Source organism: Sinobacterium norvegicum, assembly GCF_923077115.1.
GTDB lineage: Bacteria > Pseudomonadota > Gammaproteobacteria > Pseudomonadales > Sinobacteriaceae > Sinobacterium > Sinobacterium norvegicum.
The window spans coordinates 561,666-586,340 of the sequence record NZ_CAKLPX010000002.1; the positions used below are offsets into that span (position 1 = coordinate 561,666).

Below are 24,675 nucleotides of genomic sequence, written 5' to 3' on the forward strand. Positions count from 1 at the left end.
CGATTCTCTGTTTAGTAGCAAAATTTTGTAATCTCTTGATGCTGAGCCTTTTACCGCGTGTACAAAGCCATTAATAACACCTGATGGCTACATACGACTAATTAGTAGTTGAGTTTATAAATGATAATGTAGTGCATGTCAATATGATGACCACATCTATTTTGATGGTTATTTATTGATTTCCTTTCGCTCTACCAATTCACCCAACAAATCTTTTGATTAGTCCGATAATAAGTTACTGATTTTAAAGGGTACTCTGTTCTCTGGTCATGGACTTGGGGCCTGGGAGATGGGGAGAGCCACAGAGAGTATTCGGCAATTCAGAGAATATTTGCTTTGAAAAGTCCGAGATTAAGAAGGGGGAGAAGTCCGTAAACCCTTGCCACATAAGGGCTTTAGCGCGGGGCGCGGGCATAAAAAAAGGCCAACCGAGAACGGTTGACCTTCTTAAATTGGTGGAGACGGCGGGATTTGAACCCGCGTCCGTCAGCCCTCTGCCAGAGGCTCTACATGCTTAGTTCCATCAATTAATTTAACCACATTCAGCCCGATGGGCAGGACGAAATAGGCTGTCTTATTAAGTGTTTCACCGCTCGGTCATAAGCATACGTTGCTGGCTAGTTTGTTCTATATGACAGTCACTTTCCGTTTACAAACATCCGTTGGTGACTGCTAGCAGCCTAAGCTGCTAGAGCGTAGTTGTCGTCGTTGGCAACTAATAAATTTCAGCTTTGATTTTACGTGATTCGCTGACATCACGGCATGCACCCAAGGTTTTGGCACCGGCGTCGAATCCAAATCGTCCCCGCGCCTGGCTGGGATCATTGTCGGGGATCAGAGAGCTTATCCTCTCACCACCGCTGTGACTTCCGTAAACAGGCGTGCTTACCCTTGAAGAGTATGGGTGGATTGTAAACTAGCTGGGGATAAACAACAACCGCCGTTTGCAGCAAACGACGGTAATAGAGGGGGGGGGGTTACTTGTTACGCTCGCGCATGGCGCGGCCAACTTCGATCTTGCCTTGTTGCTCTTTGAGGGTGGCACGCTTGTCGTGGTCTTTCTTACCCTTGGCCAGGCAGATCTCGAGCTTCACCAGGTGCTTTTTCCAGTAGATCGCGGTGGCGATACAGGTGTGGCCCTTCTGGTTAACTGCCTGATGGATCTTGGCCAGTTCGCGCTTGTGTAATAGTAACTTGCGATAGCGCATCGGTTCGGCGACGACATGTGTGCTGGCGGTTTTCAGTGGCTCAATCCTGGCGCCGAGAAGAAAAGCCTCGCCATTTTTAAGGAACACGTGAGAATCTACCAGCTGGCACATGCCTGCTCGCATACTTTTGACTTCCCAGCCAGTCAGGGCGATTCCCGCTTCGAATTTAGTTTCGATGTGGAAATCGTGTTTGGCACGCTTATTTAAAGCGATAGTGCCACTGGATTGTTTCGGTTTCTTTTTAGCCATGGCGCCGATTATATGCGTAGTCGACTAGCATTGCATCCCCGGCCGTCGGCCTGCGCCATTTATTTTGTCCTATCCGTCTATTCGTGGCAAAAGGCGGGCCAAACTAACGGTAGTTAGCATCGGGGCTGAATGTTGCGCAGGAGTTGGGTAGAATAGCGGCATAAATTAAATCTAAGAGCCATTTCTATCGCCATGGTTGATATTAACCGTACCGCATTACTGCCTTACCCCGCTGAGCAAATGTTCGATTTGGTCAACGATGTTGCCGCCTACCCGGAATATATGGAGGGCTGCAGCGGCAGCGAGATTATCGAGCAAAGCGGCAGTCATATGGTTGCCCGCTTGAGCTTGGCCAAGGGCCCTCTCAAACATAGCTTTGTCACGCGTAATACCTTGGTGCAGGGGCAGTCGATTGATATGGGCTTGGTGGAGGGGCCGTTCAAGCGCTTCGAAGGACACTGGAAATTTATCGCATTGGATAACAATGCCTGTAAGGTGAGCTTGGATTTACGCTTCGATATGTCGAGTAAGCTACTCGGCGGTGCGGCCAAGAAGTTATTCTCAGGTTTAGGAAACTCATTAGTCGATTCGCTGTGTCAGCGAGCGCATCAGTTATACGGAAAACAATCAGATGAAAATTGAAGTCAGCTACGCTTTGCCACACCAGCAGCGCATTTTTAGCCTCGATGTAGAGCCGGGTACCACCGCCAGACAGGCGGTAGAACAGGCCGGTGTCGAAAAAGTCTTCGATGGCGTCGATGTCAGCGCTGCCAAGTTGGGTGTGTTTGGCAAGGGCGTAAAGGCAGATTATCAGGTTAAAGAGGGTGACCGGGTAGAAATCTATCGGCCGTTAATTGCCGACCCGAAAGAAGTCCGAAAGAAGCGCGCAGAAAAGGCCAAGGCGGCTAAGTAGCGCCGCCGTGGTTACTTAGCCGATTCCGGTGCTAAGTTACCATCAAAGTGTGAGAGCAGATCGCCATCAAAATATAGCGACATGGTCTGCTCGGGCTTTGGGTTGTTTTGCGAGCGGACAGCATAATAATAATCCCAACGATTGTTATTAAAGGTGTCTTCGAGCAGCGGCGAGCCCATAATGTATTTAACCTGACGCTTGCTCATGCCCGGTTTTAATTGGTCGACCATCTCTTGAGTAATAACATTACCCTGTGCGATGTCGATTTTATAAACGCCGGGAAATTCGGCGCAGGCTGTTAGCGCGGCTAACAGTATTAATGTCGTAGTAAGTCTTTGCATCCAACAACCAGTTAACGTATCTTGCAAATAGAGAATCATACCTGAACCGTCGGGACTCTGCGACGGTTAGATCGCGTAAATAAGGCTTATTAATGGCAATCGAGAATCAAGAGTTAAGAAAAGTCGGCTTAAAAGTCACGCTGCCACGGGTGAAAATCCTGCAAATCATGGAAGCAGCTGGCGCCGAAAGCAAGCATTTGAGCGCTGAAGATGTTTACAAAACCCTGATGGAGGCTGGCGATGATGTTGGTCTGGCCACGGTTTATCGGGTGTTGACTCAGTTTGAGCAGGCCAACCTGGTTACTCGTCATAATTTCGAGGGCGGCCACTCGGTGTTTGAGTTGGCCAGTGATGACCATCACGACCACATGGTGTGCATGGAGACCGGTGAGGTGGTTGAGTTTTTCGATGAGATTATCGAGCAGCGTCAGCACGAGCTGGCAGAAAAGCACGGCTTCGAGATCGTCGATCACAGCATGGTGTTATACGTTCGTCCAAAGAAGTGATGAATACGGGTAAAAAAAGCGCCCTAGGGCGCTTTTTTTTGTGTCTGCAGAAAGTATGTTAATCGCTTTTAGGCGTGTTGTGTGGTCAGCATCTCCCTGGCGTGGGCTCTTGTCTGCTGGGTAATCGCAATGCCCCCTAGCATTCTGGCGACCTCTTCTACTTTGTCGTCTTTGTTGAGTGAAATAATCTCGCTGTGAGCGCTTTTCCTATCGGCAATTTTGTGGGCGAAATAGTGTTGGTGGCCCTGGCTGGCCACCTGCGGCAGGTGAGTGATACAGATGACTTGGCTGCTTTGGCTCAGCTCGCGTAATAATCGGCCAACCACCTCGGCAACACCACCGCCGATGCCGGCATCGACCTCGTCAAAAATCAGCGTCGGCGGCGATTTTTTGCCGGTGGCGACGACGCTGATGGCCAGGCTGATGCGAGAGAGTTCACCGCCAGAGGCGATCTTGGCGATGGCGGCGGCGGGCTGGCCGGGGTTGGTGCTGACCAGTAGCTCGATGGCTTCTCTGCCGTGCAGTGAGCGGTCGCAGCTGATCAGGGCGAATTCGATTTTACAGTGCTGCATGCCCAGTGCCTGCAGCTGTTTGTTGACGCTGGTGCAGAGCTTTTTGCCGTGACGGCGTCGGTTGTTGGTGAGTTTGTCGGCGGTGGCGTCGTAGCGTTCTTGTAGCGCTACTATCTGTTGTCGCAGTTGCTCGATTTGCTCTTCGCCGCCAAACAGTTGCACTAACTCTTCGCTTAACTGCTGATGCTTCTCGTAGAGCTGGTATGCCTCTACCCGATGTTTGCGGGCGATTTGATAGACGCTGCTGAGCCGTTGCTCAACGCTTTCTAAGCGTTCAGGGTCGTTGGGTTGATGGTTGATGTGATGATTAATCGCATCGCTGGCCTCACCGACAATAATGTGGGCACTGTTAATCATTTCCAGTGCTTCCTGCAGTGAGCTGGAGGGCTGTTGGATGGTGCTCAGTGCTGAACTGACCTGGTGCAGTTGGCTCAGAAGGCCGGTATTACCGTCGTCGCAAAGCTGCTGACTGTGGAAGCAGGCTTGTAGAATCTCGTCGGCGTTGGCCAGCTGTGTTTGCTCCTGCTCCAGTTGCTCCAGTTCATGTTCTGCAAGGGCGAGCTGGTCGAGTTCTTCGACCTGGTAGCGCAGCAGTTGTTCGCGGGCCGTTTGCTCTTCACTGTTATCGATGCAGTTTTGTAGCTGCTTATTTAATGTTGATATTTCACTGTAGTACTGTTTGATATCGGTGATCAATGGCTCGTTACCGGCGTAATCGTCGAGCAGCTCACGTTGACTGGTTTTCTGCAGCAGCGAGTAATGTTGGTTCTGGCTGTGGATGTCGATTAGCAGGGCGCCGAGCTCGCGCAGTTGCACCACGGTGGCGGGGCGACCGTTAATATAGGCCTTGTTGCGCCCGCTGGTATTGATTATCCGTCGCAGCAGGCAGTCGTCGGTGCCGAGATCCTGCTCGCACAGCCAGGCCTGGGCGGCTTTGTTCGTGCTGATATCGAAGCAGGCGTGAATATCGGCCTGTTTGCAGCCATTGCGTATCAACTTGGCGTCGACTCGGCCGCCACTGACGGCTTCTAAGGCGTCGAGAGTCAGCGACTTGCCGGCACCGGTCTCACCGGTAATGACGGTCATCCCCTTGTCGTACTCGATTTCGAGGGACTTGGCGAGGGCGAAGTTATCAATGCAAAGCTGGGTCAGCATAGTGAATTCCTGTTGTTGTTCTGGTGTGGCCAACTACTGTTCATTTTTACAGCTCATGTATGTTTATACAGTAAAAATTTGGCTTTGGGAAATCCGTGTAAAAAAACAGCAATCTGACGCTTGATATTTATTTGGCCAGCCCCCATAAACAGCTACATCAATCATCGCCCTGTTACCGCTTCATTAAAGAGCGGACGCAGGGCGGCGTTAAGAAAAACGAATTTTGTGATCGGAGTGACAACGTGTCAGAGCTAAATCAAGAGCAGCAAGCAGCAGAAGCGGCGGCAGAGGAACAGGTAGAGCAGCAGTTGGATGAGCAATCTGAAGCTGTTGAGGGAACCTTTGAACAGGCTGCTGAGCAAGATGGAAACGATTTGCAGGCTCAGCTTGATGCGGCCAATGAGGAAATTGCCAGCTTGAAAGACAGCTCGCTAAGGGTTCAGGCAGAGGCGCAGAACGTTCGCCGTCGTGCCGAAGGTGAAGTCGATAAGGCGCGTAAATTCGCCCTCGAGAAGTTTTCTATCGAGTTGTTGAGCGTGATGGATAACTTGGAGCGTGCTATTGAGGCTGCTGGTGATGAAGCCAATGCGCCGGCAATGGAAGGCGTTGAGTTGACACGTAAGAACCTCGCCGATGTATTTGCCCGCTTTAAAATCACGGCAGTCAGCCCGGAAGGTGAGCCGTTTGATCCGCAGCAGCACCAGGCAATGAGTATGATCGAAAACCCCGATTGCGAGCCAAATACGGTGATGCATGTGGTCCAGAAAGGCTACGCCTTGAACGAGCGTCTTATTCGCCCGGCCATGGTGATGGTTAGCAAGTAAAAATATTTTGCAGCAGTAGTGAACTTTTTGATGGCGCCCCTTGATATTTCAAAAATTGCGCCAATATATACTACCAAGCAACGAATCAGGGGTATTCCCCTTAGGTACGCTGCCAGGGTCGACAATCCGACAACCTGGTAAGCAGCAAAGATTAGATTTAGGAGAGAGACATGGGAAAGATTATCGGCATCGACTTGGGTACTACTAACTCTTGTGTATCGGTTTTGGACGGCGACAGCGCCCGCATCATCGAAAACGCAGAGGGTGACCGTACTACCCCATCTATCATCGCTTATACCGATGACAACGAAGTACTTGTAGGTCAGCCGGCCAAGCGTCAAGCAGTGACCAACCCAACGAACACGTTGTTCGCGGTTAAGCGCCTTATTGGTCGCAAGTTTAAAGATGACGTTGTACAGAAAGACATCAGCATGGTTCCTTATACTATTGTTGGCGCCGATAACGGCGATGCATGGGTTGAGGTTAAAGGCGACAAAATGGCGCCACCGCAGATCTCTGCTGAAGTATTGAAGAAAATGAAGAAGACTGCCGAAGAATACCTCGGTGAAGACGTGACCGAAGCGGTTGTTACCGTTCCAGCTTACTTCAACGATTCTCAGCGTCAGGCAACAAAAGATGCCGGCCGTATTGCGGGTCTGGATGTTAAGCGCATCATCAACGAGCCAACTGCCGCAGCACTTGCCTACGGTATGGACAAGGCTATTGGCGATCGCACCGTTGCCGTTTACGACCTCGGTGGTGGTACTTTCGATATCTCTATTATCGAAATGGCTGACGTCGATGGCGAGAAGCAGTTCGAAGTATTGTCGACCAACGGTGATACCTTCCTCGGTGGTGAGGATTTCGATATGCGTCTGATCGAGTTCTTGTCAGGCGAGTTTGAAAAAGAAAGCGGCATTAACCTGCACAGCGATCCACTGGCTATGCAGCGTCTGAAAGAAGCGGCAGAGAAGGCCAAGATCGAATTGTCTTCTGCATCGCAGACCGAGGTTAACCTGCCTTATATTACTGCCGATGCAACCGGACCTAAGCACTTGGTTGTTAAAATGACTCGTGCCAAGCTTGAGTCGTTGGTAGAAGACTTAGTGGTTCGTTCGCTGGCGCCAATGAAGCAGGCGTTGGCCGATGCTGACCTAAGCACTTCGGAAATTGATGATGTCATCCTGGTGGGTGGTCAGACACGCATGCCAATGGTTCAGGAGAAGGTTGCAGAGTTCTTCGGTAAAGAAGCGCGTCGCGATGTTAACCCAGATGAAGCCGTTGCCATGGGTGCCGCAATTCAGGGTGCTGTATTGGCCGGTGATGTTACCGACGTCTTGTTGTTGGATGTAACGCCACTGACTTTCGGTATCGAAACCATGGGTGGTGTTGCCACGCCGCTGATCGACAAGAACACGACTATCCCAACCAAGAAGTCGCAGATCTTCTCGACCGCTGAAGACAATCAGTCTGCTGTAACCATTCACGTGGTTCAGGGTGAGCGTAAGCAAGCCTCGCAGAACAACTCATTGGGTCGTTTCGACTTGGCTGATATTCCACCTGCACAGCGTGGTATGCCTCAGATCGAAGTAACCTTTGATTTGGATGCCAACGGTATCTTGAACGTGTCGGCCAAAGATAAGGCGACGGGTAAAGAGCAGTCTATCGTGATTAAAGCCTCTGGCGGTTTGAACGATGACGATATCGAACGCATGGTTCAGGAAGCTGAGGCCAACGCCGAAGAAGACAAGAAGTTTGAAGAGCAGGTTGCCGCGCGCAATACGCTTGATGGCTTGATTCACGCAACCAAGAAGACTCTTGAAGAAGCTGGCGATAAGGCAAGTGACGAAGAGAAGTCGGGAATGGAAGCGGCTCTGGCGACAGCTGAAGAAGCGGTTAAGGGCGATGATGTTGAGGCGATGCAAAAGGCAACTGAAGCATTAACTGAAGCTTCGAGCGGTTTGGCGCAGCGTATGTACCAAGAGCAGCAGGCTCAGGCCGGTGCTGAACAAGAAGGTGCTGAGCAGCCACAGGAAGCGGATGACAATGTTGTCGATGCTGAGTTCGAAGAAGTGAAAGAAGAGAAGAAGTAATTAAGGCTCTTCGGTCGCGCCCTTGGGTGCGACCCACGCTCTTTTTAAGAACGCGGGCCTTGCCGCGTTTTTTGCTATTAGAAAATAGGCGATAGAAGTCAATGTCAAAACGTGATTATTATGAAGTCCTCGGTGTTGATCGTGGTGTGTCAGGTAAGGATTTAAAGAAAGCCTATCGTCGAGTGGCGATGAAATTTCACCCGGACCGCAACCCGGATGATGCCCAGGCAGAAGAAAAATTTAAAGAAGCCAATGAGGCTTATGAAGTCTTATCCGACGAGCAGAAGCGTTCTGCCTACGATCAATACGGGCATGCCGGTGTCGATCAGCAGGGCGGTTTTGGTGGCGGCGGCGGTGGCGGCGATTTCGGTGATATCTTTGGTGATGTTTTCGGCGACATGTTTGGTGGTGGCGGCGGTCGTCGTCAGCGCGGCCCGCAGCGCGGCAGCGATTTGCGTTATACCCTGCAGATCGATTTAGAGCAGGCGGTTAAAGGTACGACAGCCAAGATTAAGATTCCAACCCTGGTATCCTGTGATCCTTGTGGCGGCAGCGGTGCTAAAAAGGGTTCGGCGCCAGTGACCTGTACCACGTGTAATGGCGCTGGCCAGGTGCGTATGCAGCAGGGTTTCTTTGCGGTGCAGCAAGCCTGTCCGACCTGTCATGGCAAGGGCAAAATGATTGCTGATCCGTGTAACAGCTGTCACGGCCAGGGGCGTGTCGAGGAAACCAAGACGCTGTCTGTAAAGGTGCCTGCCGGTGTTGATACCGGTGACCGTATTCGCCTGAGTGGCGAGGGTGAGGCCAGTCCCGATGGTGGTGCGCCGGGTGATTTGTATGTGCAGATGTCGGTGCGTCAGCACCCGATTTTCGAGCGCGATGGCAAGCACCTTTATTGCGAGGTGCCGATCAGCTTTGTTGATGCCGCTATTGGTGGTGAACTTGAGGTGCCGACACTGGATGGCCGCGTCAAGTTGAAGATTCCTGCTGAAACTCAGACGGGCAAGATGTTCCGTATCCGTGGCAAGGGCGTTGCGCCTGTCCGTGGCGGCAGTGCTGGAGATCTGATGTGTAAGGTGGCTATTGAGACGCCGGTCAGTCTGACAAAAAAGCAAAAAGAGCTGCTCGAGGAGTTTCAGGCTTCCATGGAGGGGACTGATACTAAGCACTCTCCGCGCAAGAGCTCATGGTTCGATGGCGTAAAAAGCTTTTTCGACGATATGAAATAAGCGGCTCTGTCCACGGTAAGATAAAAAGCCCCGCTACTAATGTAGCGGGGCTTTTTTATTGCTGGATTATGCCGGAGATGGTGTACAATCTTGGCCACAATGACGTGTCGGCGGTTGATACTGCGGGCTGATGCGGCCTAAACGAATAATGAGATGATAGCTGCCGGTACGTACTGGCCAGTGGGAGAAAAGACGGATGACAACACGTATTGCGGTAACTGGCTGCGCCGGTCGCATGGGAAAGACCTTGATTGAGGCGGTTGCCGCGCAGCAGGGTGCGGAGTTAACTGTGGCCATCGAGCGCGTGGGTAGTTCGTTGGTTGGCGTCGATGCGGGTGAATTGGCCGGTGTTGGTAAAAATGGTGTCATCGTGGTCGATGATATCAATGCCGTCATTAACGATTTCGATGTGTTGGTCGACTTTACCGCTCCGGCGGCAACATCGGCCAATGCTGTTGCCTGTAAGGCGGCGGGTAAGCAGATGGTTATCGGTACCACGGGGTTTAGTGATGCAGAAAAAGCCGCAGTCATTGCCTGCAGCGAATCCTCTGCTGTTTGCATGGCGGCCAATTTCAGTGTCGGTGTCAACCTGTGCTTCAAACTCAGCGAAATTGCTGCGCAGGTATTGGGTGATACCGTCGATATTGAAATCACTGAGGCGCACCATCGTCATAAGGTGGATGCCCCATCGGGAACGGCGCTGCGCCTCGGTGAGGTTATTGCTGACGCTCTCGATCGCGACTTAAAAGAAGTGGCGGTTTATGGGCGCGAGGGGCATACCGGTGCCCGTGATCGCCAGACTATTGGTTTTGCCACGGTCAGAGCGGGCGACGTGGTCGGTGATCATACGGTTTTGTATGCCGCCGAGGGTGAGCGTGTTGAGATCACCCACAAGGCCAGCTCGCGGATGTCGTTTGCCGGTGGCGCAGTGCGTGCCGCTGTTTGGCTGACTGCTCAGCCTGCTGGCATGTACGATATGCAGGATGTTTTAGGGTTGAAATAAGGCTAAATGACGCGAAATGGTTTTTTGTCGTATCTTTGTTGTTCTGTGTGGACGAAATAACTCCACCCGTGTACAATCCGCTGTTAGCAAAAGCACGGCCATTTTTCGGTGTAATTTGTCGATAAATTCGATGGGTTAAACAGCGAGGCCTGCCCTGCCAGCTAATGACAAAAGCGAAGAACGAAACAATAAAGTCTTGCTGCTTAAAACAATTAGAAAAAGCGAGATGGAGCCTAGCCTTCATCTCGCTTTTTTGCAGATAGCAACAAGGCAAATCGTTCTTCCCAGCGTCTCAAATGATGACTTATCGAGACCTAAGTAGGAGGTTTACTTGACCACACGAGCCATTCTTGCCCTTGAAGACGGCAGCTTGTTCCGAGGAATTGCAATAGGTGCTACTGGTAGTACCAGTGGTGAGGTAGTGTTTAACACCTCAATGACTGGCTATCAGGAGATTTTGACCGATCCTTCCTACGCCCGCCAAATTGTAACGCTGACGTATCCGCATATTGGTAATACCGGTGTTAACAGCGAAGATGAAGAATCGTCAAACATCTGGGCCGCCGGCCTGGTTATTCGTGATCTCCCCTTGTTGGCAAGTAACTTTCGCAGCGAACAATCGCTGTCTGAGTATCTGCAGCAACGTAATATCGTCGGTATCGCCGATATCGATACCCGTCGCCTGACGCGAATTCTGCGTGAAAAAGGTGCGCTTAATGGTTGTATCATCGCCAGTGACGAGATCGACGAGGCCAAGGCGCTAGAGCTGGCTAAGTCATTCCCAGGTCTTAAGGGGATGGATTTAGCGAAGGAAGTGACGGTCGATCAGCCCTACGAGTGGACTGAAGGCACTTGGGTGCTGGGCGAAGGTCACAGCACGCCAGAGAAAAAACAATTTAACGTTGTTGCCTATGATTACGGCGTTAAGCGCAATATCCTGCGCATGTTGGTCGACCGCGGTTGTCAATTGACTGTCGTCCCTGCGCAGACGCCTGCCGCCGATGTGTTGGCGATGAAGCCCGATGGCATTTTCCTGTCAAACGGCCCGGGTGATCCAGAGCCCTGCGACTATGCTATCGAGGCAATTCAGCAAATTTTGAAGACCGATATCCCCGTCTTCGGTATCTGCCTTGGTCATCAGTTGTTGGCATTGGCCAGCGGCGCCAAGACCAGCAAGATGAAATTTGGCCATCACGGTGCCAACCACCCGGTTCAAAACCTAGCGGATGGCACGGTGATGATTACCAGTCAGAACCACGGTTTTGCTGCCGATGAGGCAAGCCTGCCAGCCAATATCAAAGTGACACACAAGTCATTGTTTGATGGCTCGTTGCAGGGTATTCATCTGACCGACAAGCCTGCCTTTAGCTTCCAGGGACACCCTGAAGCCAGCCCAGGGCCGACAGATGCGGCACCGCTGTTCGATCACTTTATTGAGTTGATGACAGCCACTAAGTAAGGCGTGATAAACGGGGGCAGAGCTCCCGTTTTTATAGTGTATTTTTTAAATTTTTAAGCGCGGACTCCATCGATGCCAAAAAGAACCGACATAGAAAGCATACTCATCCTAGGCGCAGGCCCGATCATCATCGGACAAGCCTGTGAATTTGACTATTCTGGTGCCCAGGCCTGTAAAGCCCTTCGTGAAGAAGGCTATCGCGTTATTCTGGTTAACTCTAACCCAGCAACCATAATGACTGATCCATCCATGGCCGATGCAACCTATATCGAGCCGGTTGTTTGGCAGACGGTTGAGAAAATCATCGAGAAAGAACGCCCGGATGTGATTCTGCCAACCATGGGTGGTCAAACTGCGCTGAACTGTGCGCTGGATTTGGATCGTGAAGGTGTACTGAAAAAGTACAATGTCGAGTTGATTGGTGCGACCAAGGAAGCCATCGACAAAGCCGAAGACCGTAGCCTGTTTGATCAGGCAATGAAAAAAATTGGTCTAGAGACACCACGCTCAGGCATTGCCCACACGATGGAGGAGGCACTGGAGGTTCTTGATCAGCTGGGCTTCCCAATGATTATTCGCCCCTCGTTTACCATGGGCGGCACCGGTGGCGGTATTGCGTATAACCGTGAAGAATTTAATGAGATCTGTAAGCGTGGTCTGGATCTCTCACCAACCAGCGAGTTATTGATCGATGAGTCGTTAATCGGTTGGAAAGAATATGAGATGGAGGTTGTTCGTGACAAGAACGACAACTGCATCATTATCTGTGCCATTGAGAACTTTGATCCAATGGGTGTTCACACCGGCGACTCGATCACCGTTGCCCCAGCGCAGACACTGACCGATAAAGAATACCAAATCATGCGTAACGCCTCATTGGCGGTGCTGCGTGAAATCGGCGTTGAAACCGGCGGCTCTAACGTACAGTTTGGTATCTGCCCCAATACCGGCCGTATGGTCATCATCGAGATGAATCCACGAGTCAGTCGTTCATCGGCACTGGCTTCTAAGGCGACCGGCTTCCCGATTGCTCGAATCGCCGCCAAGTTGGCTGTCGGTTACACCCTCGATGAGCTGCAAAACGACATCACCGGCGGTGCTACCCCGGCCTCGTTTGAACCGTCTATCGATTACGTGGTCACCAAGCTGCCACGCTTCACCTTCGAGAAGTTCCCAGAAGCCGATTCACACCTGCACACCCAGATGAAGTCTGTTGGTGAGGTGATGGCAATTGGTCGTAACTTCCAGGAATCGATGCAGAAAGCATTGCGCGGCCTGGAGGTTGGTAGCTGTGGTTTTGAGACGCAGCTGGAAGATGTGGCCGAAAATGATCAGCGCGCCAAGATTGTCTCCGAACTGAAGGCCCCTGGTCCAGACCGTATTTGGTATATTGCCGATGCCTTCCGTATCGGTATGACCATCGATGAAGTATTCGATGCCTGTATGGTTGATCGTTGGTTCCTGGTGCAGATCGAAGATATCGTTCGCGAAGAAGCGTTGCTGTCTAAACGTGCCATGTCTGAGCTCGATGCCGGTGAATTATACCGTCTGAAGCGAAAGGGCTTCTCGGATCAGCGTCTTTCTCAGCTGCTGGCTGTCAGTGAAAAGGAATTACGAAAGCGTCGTCAGCGTTTAGGTGTTCGTCCGGTGTATAAGCGTGTCGATACCTGTGCCGCGGAATTCTCTACCGCAACGGCCTATATGTACTCTACCTATGACGAAGAATGTGAGGCGGCACCGAGCGATCGCGATAAGATTATCGTCCTCGGTGGCGGCCCCAACCGTATCGGCCAAGGTATCGAATTTGATTACTGCTGTGTACACGCGGCTTTGGCCATGCGTGAAGACGGTTATGAAACCATCATGGTTAACTGTAACCCTGAGACGGTATCAACCGATTACGATACCTCTGATCGCCTATTCTTCGAGCCTGTGACCTTAGAGGATGTGCTGGAAATTGTTGATTTAGAACAGCCAAAAGGCGTGATCGTGCAGTTTGGTGGCCAGACGCCACTGAAGCTGGCGATGGAGCTTGAGGCCGCAGGTGTGCCGATTATTGGTACCAGTACCGATGCCATCGACCGCGCCGAAGATCGCGAGCGTTTCCAGCAGATGATCGAGCGTCTAGAGATCAAGCAGCCACCGAATACCACCGTTCGCTCTGTCGAAGAGGCAATTGTTGCCGCCGATCAGATTGGCTACCCATTAGTTGTTCGCCCATCGTATGTACTCGGTGGTCGTGCGATGGAAATTGTTTATAACGAGGAAGAGCTTCGCCGTTATATGCGTGAGGCTGTGCAGGTCTCTGACGATTCACCGATTCTGCTCGATCACTTCCTCAACGCCGCCATCGAGGTTGATATCGATGCGGTCTCTGATGGTGAGTTGGTGGTGATTGGCTCTATTATGCAGCATATCGAGCAGGCTGGTATTCACTCCGGTGACTCGGCTTGTTCACTGCCACCATACTCGCTGCCCGCCGATGTGCAGGACGAGATGCGCGACATCGTCAAGAAGATGGCTGTTGAATTAGGTGTCTGTGGCTTGATGAACGTACAGTTGGCCTGGCAGGATGGAGAGATCTACGTGATCGAGGTTAACCCTCGTGCCTCGCGTACTGTCCCCTTTGTCTCCAAGTGTATTGGCACCTCGCTTGCCAAGGTTGCCTCCCGCTGTATGGCCGGGGTTTCTCTCAAGGATCAAGGCTTTACCGAAGAGATCGTGCCGACAATGTTCAACGTCAAGGAAGCGGTTTTCCCGTTTAATAAGTTCCAGGGTGTTGACCCTATTCTCGGCCCCGAAATGAAATCCACTGGTGAGGTTATGGGTGCTGGTGAGACCTTTGCTGAGGCCTACTCTAAGGCGCAGGTTGGTTCCGGTGAGCGTTTACCGACGTCTGGTACTGCCTTCCTCAGTGTTCGAGATGCTGATAAAGAAGGCATTGTCGGCGTTGCTCGCGAATTAGAGCAACTTGGTTTTAATATCGTTGCCACCGGTGGTACGCACACTGTTATTGAGGCGGCGGGTATTAAATCTGAGCGCATTAACAAGGTGACCGAGGGGCGTCCTCATACCATCGACATGCTGAAAAACGGCGAAATCGACTTGATTATTAACACCACTGAAGGCAAGCAGGCAATTGCAGATTCTGCCTCGATTCGTCGTCAGGCGCTGACGGAAAAAGTTGTCTCAACAACGACTTTGGCTGGCGGATACGCAGTCTGTGAAGCGATTAAGTTTGGTGAAGAGAAGCAGGTTCGCCGTCTACAAGATATGCACGGAGAGTAAGATGCAGCAAATTGTACCGATGACAGTAGAGGGTGATCGCCGCCTTCGTGAAGAGTTGTTGCAGTTAAAGAGTGAGGCTCGACCTAGCGTTATTGCTGCTATTGCTGAGGCGCGTGAGCACGGCGACTTGAAAGAAAACGCCGAATATCATGCGGCGCGTGAGCAGCAGGGCTTTATCGAGGGCAGGATTGCCGATATCGAGGGTAAGCTTGCCGATGGCCGTGTCATTGATGTCACGCAAATCGCCAATACGGGCAAGGTTATCTTTGGCACCACCGTCACGATGATTAATTGTGATACCGACGAAGAGTTGGTTTACACCATTGTTGGTGAGGATGAGGCTGATGTGAAGGACGGCAAAATCTCCGTCACCTCGCCTATCGCTCGTGCGCTAGTCGGTAAGGAAGAGGGTGACGCGGCAATGGTCACCACGCCGGCAGGTATTGTCGAGTACGAAGTAGAGAAGGTCGAGCATATTTAAGTGCGTTTTTCTGCGATAAAAAAAGGCCGGTAATACCGGCCTTTTTTTATTGGATAATAGCGATGGTATTAGCTGTTGGCAGGGCTTAAGTTGCTCAGCTTGGGGTTTGGCTTCTTGGCGGGGCGGTACAGCAATACTGTGTGGCCAATGGCCTGGACTAAATGGGCGCGAGTCTTGGCTAGCATTTCTTCAATAACTTGCTGCTTTACTTCTCGCTCGCCAACGGCCAGTTTTACTTTGATCAGTTCATGGTCATCGAGAGCGCGGTATATTTCAGTAACCACGTTATCGGTAAGGCCTTTGCCAGCAACGGTCACAATTGGCTTAAGTTTATGGCCAAGGGCGCGCAGGTGTTTTTTGTCGGAGTTGGAGAGGCTCATAGTGTGGTCTCGAATAATCAGGGTGTTAACGTATAATGCTCTAGCAATTGATGCTTAATTGAGCAGCGGCCAATTCTATACTAATGCTGCTGCGAAACATAAGTATTAGTCATAATTTTTCATTTTCCCAGCCGATGCTATCGTGGCGGGAGATGTTCAGGGGTAGATGAATGAGTAAAACTTCCAAGGCTTGGATGAAGGAGCACTTTGACGACAAGTACGTCAAGGAGGCTCAGCGTTTGGGTTATCGCTCTCGAGCCTGTTTTAAACTATTAGAATTGCAGGAAAAAGACCAGCTTGTTCGCTCGACAGGGACGGTGGTTGATCTCGGTAGCGCGCCGGGTGGCTGGTCGCAGGTGGCGGCCGAGATCGTTGGCGACCATGGGCGTGTTATTGCCTCGGATATATTGCCGATGGACTCACTGGCAGGGGTGGACTTTGTACAGGGCGATTTTACCGAGGATGCGGTTTTTGAAGAGATACTATCGGCGATTGGAAATTCAGCGGTAGACCTTGTAATTTCCGATATGGCACCCAATATGAGTGGTATGACCGCTGTCGATCAGCCGCGGGCAATGCACCTTGTTGAGTTAGCCTTGGATATGGCCAAGAGTGTGCTTTCGCCGGGCGGCAACTTTGCGGTAAAAATCTTTCAGGGCGAGGGCTTCGATGCTTATTTGAAGGATTGTCGCGATACATTTAAGGCTGTTGTCGTGCGCAAGCCCAAGTCATCAAGGGCGCGTTCGAAAGAGGTTTATATCGTGGGCAAGGGCTTTAAAGGTTAAATTATTTATAAGGAACTGATTGGGGTTTCAACTACTCTATTGTTATAACTTGGCGTAGTATAGATTTCAAATGTGTTACTTATTGTTAGTTAGTAAATGTTGGGTCCGCGTGAGGCGGCGCTTACAGAGGATTAATCGTTGAACGATATGGTGAAGAACTTACTGTTGTGGTTGGTAATAGCGGCAGTGTTATTGACAGTTTTCAATAATTTTACCGCGCCACAAAAAGCGACTCAGCTAGATTATTCCAGCTTTGTTCACTCGGTCCAGCAGGGGCAGGTGAAAAAGGTTGAGATCGATGGCTTGATATTCCGTGGTGAGCGCACGGATAATTCCCGTTTCGAGACGGTTCGCCCTAATATCTCTGACCCAGAAATCATGAACGACCTGCTGAAGAATGATGTTCAGGTAGTTGGTAAGGCGCCTGAAAAACAGAGCCTGTGGATGCAGTTGCTGGTCGCCAGCTTCCCAATATTGCTGATTGTCGCCGTGTTTATGTTTTTCATGCGCCAGATGCAAGGCGGTGGCGGTGGTAAGGGCGGGCCAATGTCCTTCGGTAAGAGTAAGGCGCGCCTGTTGGGCGAAGATCAAATAAAAACCACCTTTGCCGATGTCGCCGGTGTCGATGAGGCCAAGGAAGAAGTGCAAGAGCTGGTCGAATTCCTTCGTGACCCCAGCCGCTTCCAGCGTCTCGGCGGTCGTATTCCTCGCGGTGTACTGCTGGCGGGCTCTCCTGGTACCGGTAAAACCCTGCTGGCCAAGGCTATTGCGGGCGAGGCCAAGGTGCCTTTCTTCTCGATTTCCGGTTCTGACTTTGTAGAAATGTTTGTCGGTGTTGGCGCCTCTCGTGTCCGCGACATGTTTGAGCAGGCCAAGAAGCAGTCACCCTGTATTATCTTCATCGATGAGATCGATGCCGTCGGTCGTCACCGTGGTGGCGGCATGGGTGGTGGTCACGATGAGCGTGAGCAGACTCTGAACCAATTGCTGGTCGAGATGGATGGCTTCGAAGAAAATGACGGCGTTATTGTTGTTGCCGCTACTAACCGTCCCGATGTACTGGATGCTGCTCTATTGCGCCCTGGTCGATTCGATCGTCAGGTTACTGTTGGCCTGCCTGACATTCGTGGCCGCGAGCAGATTTTAAAAGTGCATATGAAGAAGGTGCCATTGGCCGATGATGTTGAGGCAAGCTATATTGCCCGCGGCACCCCCGGTTTCTCTGGTGCCGATTTAGCCAACCTGGTTAACGAGGCGTCGTTATTTACCGCCCGTGCCGATCTGCGCTTGGTGGGTATGGAGCAGTTCGAATTAGCCAAAGATAAAATCATGATGGGTGCTGAACGTAAGAGCATGGTCATGAGTGAAGATGAGAAACTCAATACCGCTTACCACGAGGCGGGTCACGCCATTGTAGGTCGTATCGTGCCTGAGCATGATCCAGTGTATAAGGTTAGTATTATTCCCCGTGGCCGCGCCCTCGGTGTGACCATGTATCTGCCGACAGAAGATCGTTACAGCTATAGCCGTCAATATATTCTCAGTCAAATTTGCAGCCTCTACGGTGGCCGTATCGCTGAGGAAATTATTAATGGTAAGGATGGCGTCACCACGGGTGCTTCTAACGATATCGAACGCGCAACCAGTATGGCTCGAAATATGGTCACCCGTTGGGGTTTGTCAGACAAGCTTGGTCCGCTGATGTATGAAAGTGATGATCAGGGCTACCAGGGCGGTGTTAACACCAGTGCCTCTGGCGCCACGGCCAAGGTTATCGATGAAGAAGTTCGCACAATTATCGACGATTGCTATAAGATCTCGACGGATATTCTGCACTCTCATCGCAAAGAGCTGGACGATATGGCCAAGGCTCTGATGACCTATGAAACCATCGATGCCGGTCAAATTGACGACATCATGGCTGGTCGTGACGTGGGCAAACCCGATGGCTGGGATGACGACAGCAAGACACCGCCGACGGGTAGTGATTCCTCTGCCGGTGATGAGCCTGTGCAGAAGGAAGAGCGTCGTAGCCACGGCGACGACTCTTCTGTCGGCGGCCCAGCTGGTGAACACTGATTCAGTACATCTAAGTAGTTAGAAATTTGAAAAACTATCTATCAAGCGGGCAGTCAATGCCCGCTTTTTATTGCGGCGAAGAACTTCTCTGTGGTGATAAAACGCTCTCACTAACGGCCACTCGACTAATGGGTGTGCTCAATGTCACGCCAGATTCTTTCTCCGACGGTGGCCGCAACCACGGTTTCGATCAAGCGCTTTCATGCGCCGAGGCAATGCTTGCCGCCGGTGTCGATATTATCGATGTCGGAGGTGAGTCGACCCGCCCTGGTGCCGAGGCAGTATCATTGGATCAAGAGCTTGACCGAGTTGTGCCGGTGGTCGAGGCGATCAAGCAGCGCTTGGATGTTATTGTCTCTGTCGATACCAGTAGTGCGGCGGTGATGACTGAGGCGGCTGCAGCCGGAGCCGGCCTAATCAATGATGTCCGTGCGCTGCAGCGCGAGGGTGCCATGGCCGCGGCGGCGGCCTCCGGTTTACCGGTTTGTTTGATGCATATGCAGGGGCAGCCTGTGACCATGCAGCAGGCGCCAAGCTATCGAGACGTACAGCAAGAGGTGGAAGAATTCTTGCTGCAGCGGGTGGCGGAATGTCACCGGGCGGGTATTGGAAGCGATAAGCTGTTACTTGACCCAGGCTTCGGATTTGGTAAAACTGTAGAGCATAACATCAAATTATTCAGTCAGTTGGATAAGATCGGCGGTTTGTCGTACCCGTTACTAATTGGCGTGTCACGCAAGTCGATGATCGGCGCCGTAACAGGTAAGGATGTCGAGCAACGCCTCTCTGGTAGTCTTGCCTTTGCTGTCTTGGCGGCGCTTCAAGGGGCGGCTATTGTCAGAGTGCATGATGTCGATGAAACGATGGATGTTTTAAAAGTAGTTAATGCAGTCGCGGCAGCGCGATAAGGAAGCTCTATGTCTCGTAAATACTTTGGTACAGATGGAATTCGGGGGCTGGTGGGTCAGGCACCCATTACGGCTGACTTTGTTCTGCGTTTGGGTTGGGCCGCCGGCAAGGTGCTGGCCAGTGCCAGTGATGGCAGCCGTCCGAAGGTGTTGATTGGTAAAGATACGCGTATCTCGGGTTATATGTTTGAGTCGGCTCTTGAGGCTGGATTGGTGGCTGCCGGTGTCGATGTGTTGCTGCTTGGTCCCATGCCAACCCCGGCGATTGCCTATTTGACCAGAACCTTCCACGCTCAGGCGGGTATTGTCATCAGCGCCTCGCATAACCCGTATTACGATAATGGCATTAAATTTTTCTCGTCCCAGGGCAGTAAACTGTCCGATGATATTGAGCTGGCAATTGAGGCGATGCTCGATCAGCCGATGACGACCAGTCCCTCTGATCAATTGGGAAAGGTGAGCCGGGTCACCGACGCCGCCGGCCGCTATATTGAATATTGTAAATCGACAGTACCCATGGGTACGCAGTTTAAAAACTACAAAATCGTGCTCGACTGTGCACACGGTGCAACTTACCACGTGGCGCCGGCGGTGTTTGATGAGCTCGGTGCTGAAATAGTCTCTATAGGTGTCAAACCTGACGGCCTGAATATCAATGAAAAAGTAGGCTCTACCAGCCCCGGCGCGTTACAAGAAGCCGTACTTGAACACGAGGCAGACCTTGGTATCGCCTTCGATGGTGATGGCGACCGTGTTTGTTTTGTCGACCAGCTGGGTGAGGTGGTCGATGGCGATGAAATACTCTTTATTATTGCCGCTGCACAGCAGCAATGCCCCGGTGTTGTCGGTACGTTAATGTCTAATCTTGGCTTTGAGTTAGCGTTAAAGGAGCGGGGTATTGATTTTGTGCGGGCCAATGTTGGCGATCGATACGTCATGGCCGAAATGAACAAAACAGGATGGCAGCTCGGCGGTGAGTCCTCGGGTCATATTATCTGTGGTGATGTTAGCACCACGGGTGACGGTATTGTGGCTGCTCTGCAAGTAATGGCAGCCGTTGTCGGCAGTTCGCGGTCTCTCTATGAGCTTAAAAATGCCATGGCTAAATTTCCACAGACGATGATTAACGTCAAGGGTGTGGATAAGGCGGCACTGAAGACGAATCAACACGTTGCCGATGCGGTTGCCGAGGCTGAACAGGAGCTTGCCGATAAGGGGCGAGTGTTGTTGCGGCCTTCTGGTACTGAGCCGGTGATACGCGTCATGGTTGAGGGCGAGGATGGTGAGCAGGTACAAAGATTGGCTGAGAGTTTGTCTCAGGTGGTAAAAGCGGCGCTGTCGACGTGATAGCCTTATAAATTCGTTGTCGAAGCTTGTCAGCTTAAGACAATGTCGGTAATATTGGCGCCCGCTAAAGAAGGTAATGAGATTGATGCGACAAGGGTTAGTAATAGGCAACTGGAAGATGAACGGTTCTGATGAGTCAATCAGAGAGCTGGTTAGTGGTCTAGTTGCTGAAGCGGCTGATAGTGTTCAAGCTACAGTTGCTGTTTGTCCGCCATTTATTTATCTCACTACTGTGGCGAAGTTACTTGCTGATTCGGCGATTGAATTAGGTGCGCAAAACTGCTCGGCAGAGTCTTCAGGCGCCTACACCGGCGAGGTATCTGTTGAAATGCTGGCTGATGTCGGTAGTCGCTATGTGCTTGTAGGTCATTCGGAGAGGCGCGCCTTATTCGGTGAAACAGATCAAGATGTCGGCAGTAAGTTTTTGGCGGTCAAGGCCGCTGATCTAACACCGGTGCTTTGTGTTGGTGAGGATTTGGCTCAGCGTGAAGCGGGCGATGCGCTCAGTGTTATCGAGTCGCAACTAAATGCGGTTGCTGGCATGAGTGATGCCAATGTCTTTGATTCAGCGGTTATTGCTTACGAGCCGGTTTGGGCAATAGGTACGGGTAAGACAGCGAGTCCGGAGCAGGCACAGGAAGTACACCAGTTTATTCGAGCATTTGTTGAAAAAACAAATGCCCAGGTTGCCGCCAAGGTTCAGATACTTTACGGTGGCAGTGTTAAGGCGTCGAATGCTGAGGAATTGTTTTCTCAGCGCGATATCGACGGAGCCCTAGTGGGTGGTGCGGCATTGAATGCCGTTGAATTTGCAACAATTTGTAAGGCGACAAGCTAAAATTATGGAACAGTTAATAGTTGTATTACATGTTTTATTCGCAATCGCGATTATCGCACTTATTCTGCTGCAGCAGGGCAAGGGTGCCGATGCCGGCGCTTCTTTCGGTTCGGGTGCCTCGCAGACTGTATTCGGTAGTGGCGGTAGCGGTAATGCACTGACTCGCGGCACGGCCATTCTGGCGACATTATTCTTTGTTACCAGTTTCGGTTTGGCAATCATTGCCAAGCAGAAGGCGGGTATCGTCGTCGTCGATAGTTTGGATATGCCAGCGATCGAACAGCCAGTTGAAAATAATGCAGATAATGCTGCTATTCCAGCATTAAACGATTCTTCTTCAGAAGAAATTCCTGTAGAATAGCTTCTATTGAAATAAAGTTTTAGCCGAAGTGGTGGAATTGGTAGACACGCCAGCTTGAGGGGTTGGTGAGCGCAAGCTCGTGCGGGTTCAAGTCCCGCCTTCGGCACCAAATACTGAAAAGCCCAGCTCTGGATAGCTGGGCTTTTTTTTTGCCAAAAAAGCCGCTGTTTTGCCATTGGAATTATCAATGAGGCAGCTGTTAAATAAGCTTTTTATTTGCTTGACCAGAGTGGTCGATATCCCTATAATTCACGCACCCTGAATAAGGGCGTTGGTGCGGGGTGGAGCAGCTTGGTAGCTCGTCGGGCTCATAACCCGAAGGTCGTAGGTTCAAATCCTGCCCCCGCTACCATTTTTACGGACGTGAGGCCGTAAAGAACAGTATTTTGAAGAGGCCCCTCACATGAGGGGCTTTTTCTTTTGTAGGGTTTTAAAATTGAAGTTTGATTTTAATCTCCTCAACTGATTGATTTGTAATCAGTATGCGATAAAGACGTGATATTACGTCGCTAAAAGAAGGTGGGCCACAGGGCCCATTTTTTTATGGTAAAAGCAGTTTCCTGTCTGCTACGAAGGTATTTTAATGTCATCAAAACAAAGTGTAATCGAAGCAATGGTTGCCCCGGCGGTAGAAGCCCTAGGCTTTGAGTTGTGGGCGCTTGAGTATTTGAATCAAGGTAAGCACGTAACCTTGCGGCTGTATATTGATGCCGAGAAAGGTGTTGGTATTGACGATTGTTCAGAGGTTAGTCGACAGGTTGCCAGTGTGCTTGATGTCGAGGACCCTATTGCCGGTGACTACACCTTGGAAGTCTCTTCGCCTGGCATGGATAGACTGCTGACCAAGCTTGAACATTTTGAGGCATATAAGGCGCATAAAGCGTCGATCAAACTACGCTTTCCATTTGAAGGGCGCCGTCGTTTCACCGGTATTTTGAATGGTGTTGAGGGTGATGAGGTCATTATCGTAGTTGATGAGGACGAGTATTTGCTGCCTATGGATAGTATCGATAAGGCGCGTGTAATACCGGTTTTCGAAAACGAGTAATTTGGGCAGTGTTCCGTTGCTTTGGCATTGGAATAATTGAATTGAAAATCATATCTACTGATAGATATGACGCAAATAGCGCGATGAATAAATCGCTAAAGATGAGGCGGGAGAATGAGTAAAGAAATTCTTTTGGTTGCAGAGGCAGTTTCTAACGAGAAAGGCGTGTCTCAGGATGTGATCTTTGAAGCACTGGAAATTGCACTGGCGGCGGCAACAAAAAAACGTTACGACGAAGATTCTGAAATCGAAGTACGTATCGACCGTAAGACGGGTGATTACGAGACTTTCCGCAGCTGGCTGGTTGTTGACAACGAGGCGGTTCCTGCTTTGGGTACAGAGCTTACCATGCAGGAAGCCGAGGAAATCAGTGGCGAGTTGCAGCCAGGCAGCACGCACACCGAAATGGTAGAGAATGTTGGCTTCGGTCGTATCGCGGCCCAAACGGCTAAGCAAGTTATCGTTCAAAAAGTACGTGAGGCTGAGCGCGCCAAATTAGTTAATGAATACCGCTCTCGCGTTGGTGAGTTGCTTGGTGGTACAGTCAAGAAGGTTAAGCACGACGCTTATATTCTTGATCTGGGTAACAACGCCGAAGGCTTTCTGCCGAAGAATCAGCTTATTGGTCGTGAAAACTTCCGCATGGGTGATCGCATCCGCTTTGTCTTGGATTCAATCAATGAAGAGGGCCGTGGTCCTCAATTAATTCTGAGTCGTTCGTGCCCTGAAATGCTGATCGAACTCTTCAAAATTGAAGTGCCAGAAATCTCAGAAGAAGTTATCGAAATTCGTGGTGCAGCACGCGATCCAGGCTCTAGAGCTAAAATCGCTGTTAAAACCAACGATGGTCGTATCGATCCCGTCGGTGCCTGTGTGGGTATGCGAGGTTCTCGTGTACAGGCTGTTTCAGGTGAGCTAAATAACGAGCGTGTTGATATTATCCTGTGGGACGACAACCCAGCTCAATTGGTTATTAATGCTATGTCGCCTGCTGAGGTTGAGTCGATTATTGTCGATGAAGATACCCAGTGCATGGAAGTTGCTGTTGCTAATGAAAACCTAGCCTTGGCTATTGGCCGTAGCGGACAGAATGTTCGTCTTGCCAGTGAGTTGACGGGTTGGGCAATCAACGTGATGAGCACAGAGGAAGCCGAGGCCAAGCAAGAGGCTGAATCTGGCGAAATCATCAGCCAGTTTGTCAATGTGTTAGATGTTGAAGAAGAGACTGCTGAGGCGTTAGTAGAGGAAGGCTTTACAACGCTGGAAGAGATTGCCTACGTTCCAATTGAAGAGTTCACCGCAATTGGTTTCGATGAGGAAACCGCAGAAGAATTGAGAGCGCGAGCCAAAGATGCGCTGTTAACAAAGGCGATTGCCAGCGAGGAAAAACTCGATGGTTCTGAGCCAGCCGAAGACCTATTGAACATGGACGGGATGGATCGCCATCTTGCCTATGTGCTTGCCAGCCGTGGCATTGTCACCATGGAAGACTTGGCAGAGCAGTCTATTGATGAGCTTATCGATATCGAAGAAATAGACGAAGAAAAAGCAGGTCAACTAATTATGACTGCTCGCGCCCCTTGGTTCGAAGATCAAGGCGAATAGGCG

22 protein-coding genes, 2 tRNA genes and 1 other RNA gene are annotated in these 24,675 nt (G+C 50.9%); 20 read left to right on the plus strand and 5 right to left on the minus strand.

All coding sequences use genetic code 11. The features are described from left to right. Positions 1 to 453 precede the first annotated feature (453 nt). Positions 454 to 807: a transfer-messenger RNA gene (gene ssrA / locus L9P87_RS11600) on the minus strand. 170 nt (positions 808 to 977) lie between these two features. Then, positions 978 to 1,457 carry an SsrA-binding protein SmpB gene (gene smpB, locus L9P87_RS11605; RefSeq protein ID WP_237444910.1) on the minus strand — a complete coding sequence of 160 codons (480 nt, stop codon included), beginning with the start codon at positions 1,455 to 1,457 and terminating at the stop codon, positions 978 to 980. Positions 1,458 to 1,649: 192 nt separating this feature from the next. On the opposite strand from smpB, the gene L9P87_RS11610 reads away from it, so the two are divergent. Both L9P87_RS11610 and L9P87_RS11615 read left to right on the plus strand, forming a co-directional pair. Then, positions 1,650 to 2,099: a type II toxin-antitoxin system RatA family toxin gene (locus tag L9P87_RS11610; protein WP_237444911.1), complete on the plus strand. Its 450-nt coding sequence runs from the start codon at positions 1,650 to 1,652 to the stop codon at positions 2,097 to 2,099. Further along, a complete protein-coding gene (locus L9P87_RS11615) occupies positions 2,089 to 2,370 on the plus strand; it encodes an RnfH family protein (RefSeq protein ID WP_237444912.1) in 282 nt (93 codons plus the stop codon). Before L9P87_RS11610 ends, L9P87_RS11615 begins: the two co-directional genes overlap by 11 nt. An 11-nt stretch (positions 2,371 to 2,381) precedes the next feature. Here L9P87_RS11615 and L9P87_RS11620 read toward each other — a convergent pair whose 3' ends face one another. Beyond that, entirely contained in the window at positions 2,382 to 2,711 is a 330-nt protein-coding gene (locus L9P87_RS11620; protein WP_237444913.1) for an outer membrane protein assembly factor BamE, read from the minus strand. A 92-nt stretch (positions 2,712 to 2,803) separates the two neighbouring features. Here L9P87_RS11620 and fur point away from each other — a divergent pair, with 92 nt between their 5' ends. Beyond that, positions 2,804 to 3,217, plus strand: coding sequence for a ferric iron uptake transcriptional regulator (gene fur / locus L9P87_RS11625; protein ID WP_237444914.1), 414 nt, complete (start codon positions 2,804 to 2,806; stop codon positions 3,215 to 3,217). A 68-nt stretch (positions 3,218 to 3,285) separates the two neighbouring features. Here the strand turns inward: fur and recN are convergent, their stop codons facing one another. After that, on the minus strand, positions 3,286 to 4,944 hold the full coding sequence (gene recN / locus L9P87_RS11630; RefSeq protein ID WP_237444915.1) for a DNA repair protein RecN: 1,659 nt from the start codon (positions 4,942 to 4,944) through the stop codon (positions 3,286 to 3,288). A gap of 242 nt (positions 4,945 to 5,186) precedes the next feature. Here recN and grpE point away from each other — a divergent pair, with 242 nt between their 5' ends. From grpE to greA, 7 genes are all read left to right on the plus strand, one after another. Continuing rightward, positions 5,187 to 5,768 carry a nucleotide exchange factor GrpE gene (gene grpE / locus L9P87_RS11635; protein ID WP_237444916.1) on the plus strand — a complete coding sequence of 194 codons (582 nt, stop codon included), beginning with the start codon at positions 5,187 to 5,189 and terminating at the stop codon, positions 5,766 to 5,768. A gap of 170 nt (positions 5,769 to 5,938) precedes the next feature. Beyond that, the gene (gene dnaK, locus L9P87_RS11640; RefSeq protein ID WP_237444917.1) at positions 5,939 to 7,861 is read left to right on the plus strand and encodes a molecular chaperone DnaK; all 1,923 of its coding nucleotides are present in this window, start codon (positions 5,939 to 5,941) and stop codon (positions 7,859 to 7,861) included. 101 nt (positions 7,862 to 7,962) lie between these two features. Then, positions 7,963 to 9,090: a molecular chaperone DnaJ gene (gene dnaJ, locus L9P87_RS11645; RefSeq protein ID WP_237444918.1), complete on the plus strand. Its 1,128-nt coding sequence runs from the start codon at positions 7,963 to 7,965 to the stop codon at positions 9,088 to 9,090. 196 nt (positions 9,091 to 9,286) lie between these two features. Further along, the gene (gene dapB, locus L9P87_RS11650) at positions 9,287 to 10,093 is read left to right on the plus strand and encodes a 4-hydroxy-tetrahydrodipicolinate reductase (protein ID WP_237444919.1); all 807 of its coding nucleotides are present in this window, start codon (positions 9,287 to 9,289) and stop codon (positions 10,091 to 10,093) included. Between the two features lie 331 nt (positions 10,094 to 10,424). After that, the gene (gene carA / locus L9P87_RS11655) at positions 10,425 to 11,552 is read left to right on the plus strand and encodes a glutamine-hydrolyzing carbamoyl-phosphate synthase small subunit (protein WP_237444920.1); all 1,128 of its coding nucleotides are present in this window, start codon (positions 10,425 to 10,427) and stop codon (positions 11,550 to 11,552) included. Positions 11,553 to 11,624: 72 nt separating this feature from the next. Next, positions 11,625 to 14,840, plus strand: coding sequence for a carbamoyl-phosphate synthase large subunit (gene carB, locus L9P87_RS11660; RefSeq protein WP_237444921.1), 3,216 nt, complete (start codon positions 11,625 to 11,627; stop codon positions 14,838 to 14,840). A 1-nt stretch (position 14,841) separates the two neighbouring features. Continuing rightward, positions 14,842 to 15,321 (plus strand): transcription elongation factor GreA, encoded by a 480-nt coding sequence (greA, locus tag L9P87_RS11665; RefSeq protein WP_237444922.1) that lies wholly within the window; start codon positions 14,842 to 14,844, stop codon positions 15,319 to 15,321. A gap of 68 nt (positions 15,322 to 15,389) precedes the next feature. Here greA and yhbY read toward each other — a convergent pair whose 3' ends face one another. After that, entirely contained in the window at positions 15,390 to 15,701 is a 312-nt protein-coding gene (yhbY, locus tag L9P87_RS11670) for a ribosome assembly RNA-binding protein YhbY (RefSeq protein ID WP_237444923.1), read from the minus strand. 170 nt (positions 15,702 to 15,871) lie between these two features. Between yhbY and rlmE the strand changes: the two genes are divergently transcribed. The 10 genes from rlmE to nusA all read left to right on the plus strand — a co-directional run bounded on the left by rlmE (position 15,872) and on the right by nusA (position 24,672). Further along, positions 15,872 to 16,486 carry a 23S rRNA (uridine(2552)-2'-O)-methyltransferase RlmE gene (gene rlmE, locus L9P87_RS11675; protein WP_237444924.1) on the plus strand — a complete coding sequence of 205 codons (615 nt, stop codon included), beginning with the start codon at positions 15,872 to 15,874 and terminating at the stop codon, positions 16,484 to 16,486. Positions 16,487 to 16,633: 147 nt separating this feature from the next. Then, positions 16,634 to 18,565 (plus strand): ATP-dependent zinc metalloprotease FtsH, encoded by a 1,932-nt coding sequence (gene ftsH / locus L9P87_RS11680; protein WP_237444966.1) that lies wholly within the window; start codon positions 16,634 to 16,636, stop codon positions 18,563 to 18,565. Positions 18,566 to 18,621: 56 nt separating this feature from the next. Next, entirely contained in the window at positions 18,622 to 19,473 is an 852-nt protein-coding gene (folP, locus tag L9P87_RS11685; protein ID WP_237444925.1) for a dihydropteroate synthase, read from the plus strand. A gap of 9 nt (positions 19,474 to 19,482) precedes the next feature. Continuing rightward, a complete protein-coding gene (gene glmM / locus L9P87_RS11690) occupies positions 19,483 to 20,820 on the plus strand; it encodes a phosphoglucosamine mutase (protein WP_237444926.1) in 1,338 nt (445 codons plus the stop codon). A gap of 85 nt (positions 20,821 to 20,905) precedes the next feature. Beyond that, the gene (tpiA, locus tag L9P87_RS11695) at positions 20,906 to 21,658 is read left to right on the plus strand and encodes a triose-phosphate isomerase (protein WP_237444927.1); all 753 of its coding nucleotides are present in this window, start codon (positions 20,906 to 20,908) and stop codon (positions 21,656 to 21,658) included. Between the two features lie 4 nt (positions 21,659 to 21,662). After that, complete coding sequence (gene secG / locus L9P87_RS11700) at positions 21,663 to 22,019, plus strand: preprotein translocase subunit SecG (RefSeq protein ID WP_237444928.1); 357 nt, start codon at positions 21,663 to 21,665, stop codon at positions 22,017 to 22,019. A gap of 22 nt (positions 22,020 to 22,041) precedes the next feature. Further along, positions 22,042 to 22,128, plus strand: a tRNA-Leu gene (locus L9P87_RS11705). 166 nt (positions 22,129 to 22,294) lie between these two features. Beyond that, a tRNA-Met gene (locus L9P87_RS11710) sits at positions 22,295 to 22,371 on the plus strand. Positions 22,372 to 22,602: 231 nt separating this feature from the next. Then, positions 22,603 to 23,067 carry a ribosome maturation factor RimP gene (gene rimP, locus L9P87_RS11715; protein ID WP_237444929.1) on the plus strand — a complete coding sequence of 155 codons (465 nt, stop codon included), beginning with the start codon at positions 22,603 to 22,605 and terminating at the stop codon, positions 23,065 to 23,067. Positions 23,068 to 23,181: 114 nt separating this feature from the next. Then, entirely contained in the window at positions 23,182 to 24,672 is a 1,491-nt protein-coding gene (nusA, locus tag L9P87_RS11720; RefSeq protein WP_237444930.1) for a transcription termination factor NusA, read from the plus strand. The last annotated feature ends 3 nt before the right edge of the window (positions 24,673 to 24,675 follow it).